This window comes from Saccharomonospora saliphila YIM 90502, from assembly GCF_000383795.1.
GTDB classification, from domain to species: domain Bacteria; phylum Actinomycetota; class Actinomycetes; order Mycobacteriales; family Pseudonocardiaceae; genus Saccharomonospora; species Saccharomonospora saliphila.
Genome location: NZ_KB912704.1, coordinates 71,589 through 73,770, shown reverse-complemented (window position 1 = coordinate 73,770; position 2,182 = coordinate 71,589). Strand labels below are relative to the sequence as shown.

3 protein-coding genes and 1 pseudogene are annotated in these 2,182 nt (G+C 73.1%); 1 reads left to right on the top strand and 3 read right to left on the bottom strand.

What is annotated here, in order from left to right; genetic code table 11:
* The 3 genes from SACSA_RS0116510 to SACSA_RS0116505 all read right to left on the bottom strand — a co-directional run.
* The coding region (locus SACSA_RS0116510) for a sulfite exporter TauE/SafE family protein (protein ID WP_019818825.1) at positions 1-882 on the bottom strand (882 nt) is incomplete at its 3' end.
* A gap of 87 nt (positions 883-969) precedes the next feature.
* Positions 970-1,053, bottom strand: a complete 84-nt coding sequence (locus tag SACSA_RS27205) for a putative leader peptide (RefSeq protein ID WP_408640283.1) — start codon at positions 1,051-1,053, stop codon at positions 970-972.
* A 124-nt stretch (positions 1,054-1,177) separates the two neighbouring features.
* A complete protein-coding gene (locus tag SACSA_RS0116505; RefSeq protein WP_019818824.1) occupies positions 1,178-1,762 on the bottom strand; it encodes a TetR/AcrR family transcriptional regulator in 585 nt (194 codons plus the stop codon).
* Positions 1,763-1,921: 159 nt separating this feature from the next.
* Between SACSA_RS0116505 and SACSA_RS0116500 the strand changes: the two are divergent.
* Positions 1,922-2,182: pseudogene (locus tag SACSA_RS0116500) on the top strand (hypothetical protein); the annotation flags it as partial.

The window sequence follows — 2,182 nt, the reverse complement described above, 5'->3', positions numbered from 1 at the left end:
GCCCGCGAGCGCGTTGATCCGCCGTTCCTCCCGCACGGAGCGGACGGCGGTGACCAGGCCCGCGGCCCACAGGGCGACGATGCCGACGAGCACGAGGGCCGTCACGGCGGCGCCCGGCGCGGCGACGTCCAGCAGGGTGATGGCGTTGGTCAGCACGATCATGCCGCCCGCGGCGGTGCCGAGCACGCGCGGCGGGAGCCTGCGCACGATCCACGCGGCCAGCGGTGCGGCGAGCACGCCGCCGATCATCAACCCGGCCACCACGGTGTAGTCGAGCTGGTGCTCACCGCTGAGCGCGACGAAGAATCCGCCGCTGGCGGCGAGCGCGACGATGAACTCGGCCGTGTCGACGGACCCGACCACCTTGCGGGGTTCGAGCCTGCCGGAGGAGAGCAGGGTGGTCGTGGCGATCGGGCCCCATCCGCCTCCGCCGCTGGCGTCGATGAACCCGGCGATCAGACCCAGCGGACCGAGCAGCCGCGCGCCGGGGCGCTTGGCGGTGATCAGCTTGCCGAGCCGCAGGAACGCGAAGCGGACCAGCACGTACAGGCCGAGCAGCAGCAACACCGTGCTGATCCAGGCCGAGGCCGCGCCGGTGGACAACGACGTGAGGACGAAGGCGCCGAGCACGGCGCCGACCGCGCCGGGAAGCGCGAGGATGCTCACGGTGCGCCAGTCGATGTTGCGGAACCGCCAGTGCGCCGCGCCCGAGGCCAGTGACGTGCCCACCTCGGCGAGGTGGATCGCCGCCGAGGCGACCGCCGGTGCCGTGCCCACCACGAGCAGGGTGGTGGTCGCCGTCACGCCGAAGGCCATCCCCAGGGAACCGTCGACGAGCTGGGCGAGGAAACCGGCGAGACCGAACAGGAACAGGGTGAGCATGGGCAACCTCGGGTTCGGGGCCGCGCGGCGGTGCCGGCGGTACGGGAGCGAAACGCCAGGTCGGAAATGAGCCGGGAGAACGACTCGTCAGCGGTTCCGGCACATCGAGGAGCTCACCCGGAGCAGGTCGATGTGCCGACGCTCGACCAGCCCAGCCGTGTGCCTGCCCATGACGGGTGATCGTGACAGGAGGGCACTCGCCCGGTCCAGCGCTCCCACATGCTGGGTCGGACCACAAGGACGTGCGGGCCGGGCGCCGGTGCGGGGGAGCCCTCGCGTGGCCGGTGCGGGAAGGTCAGCGCGCGGGCCCGCGCGCCGCGTACTCGGCCACCCGGCGGAACAGGTCGGCCGGTGGGCGGTCCCCGAGCATGTCGTCGAGGTTGCCGCTGCGCCAGAGGGTCGCGAACCCGTGGGCCAGCGACCACGATGCGATCGCACCCACCTCGGTCTCCCGCCCGTTCTCGTCGGGGAGGGTGGCGACCCCGGCGCGCAGCAGCGTCTCCGTCCTGCGGCGCGCGGCCACCAGGGCCGGGTCGTCGCGGTGGTGGAGGTCGGGCCGGTACATGACCTCGAAATGGGCCGGGTGGGTGTGGGCGAATTCGACGTAGCGCACCCCGAACTCCAGCAATGCCCTCGATTCCGACTCCAGCGCCTCGGCGAGCGAGTTCGCGAGGATCTCGTTGCCCTCGATCGCGATCGCGGTGAGCAGGCCGGCCTTGTCCCGGAAGTGGTGCGCGGGGGCCGCGTGCGACACGCCCGCGCGGCGGGCGAGTTCCCGCAGGCTGATCGACCCCGTGCCCTCGCGCTCGATGACGTCGATGGCGGCGTCGATGACGGCGCGCCGGAGGTGTCCGTGGTGGTAGGTGGGGCGAGGGGGCATGGACGCAGTCTACGCCTGATCTTGACGTTGACAGGTTTTGATCACGCCCTCACCGGCACGGTCCGCCTGAACGTGTGACGCCCGGGAAGACGCCGGGTCACGCCCGGCCTCTGACCCGGCCGTGGCATACGGCCGCGCCGGCGCGGGTAGCCGGGCGGGATGCGGGAATTCGACGACGAGGTCCGGGCCTCCGGTCCGGCGGTGGTGTGGCAGGGTCCGAAGGACGCGCCCGTGGTACTCGTGCTGGACCCGGCGGGTGAAGCCAAGCACGACGCCCTCCCCGCGACCTGGCGGCCCCTCGCCGAGCACCTGCGCGTGGGATGGTGCCGCCTGCCCGCCGAGAGCGGTGCCGCGCCGTCGGTGGAGGACCTGCTCGGGACGATGCACGGCCGGGCGCACCTGGTGGCCGCCGGTACGGCG

Coding starts and splice junctions, on each gene's coding strand:
- SACSA_RS27205 (WP_408640283.1), bottom strand. CDS start 1,053: ATGGGCAGGCACACGGCTGGGCTGGTCGAGCGTCGGCACATCGACCTG.
- SACSA_RS0116505 (WP_019818824.1), bottom strand. CDS start 1,762: ATGCCCCCTCGCCCCACCTACCACCACGGACACCTCCGGCGCGCCGTC.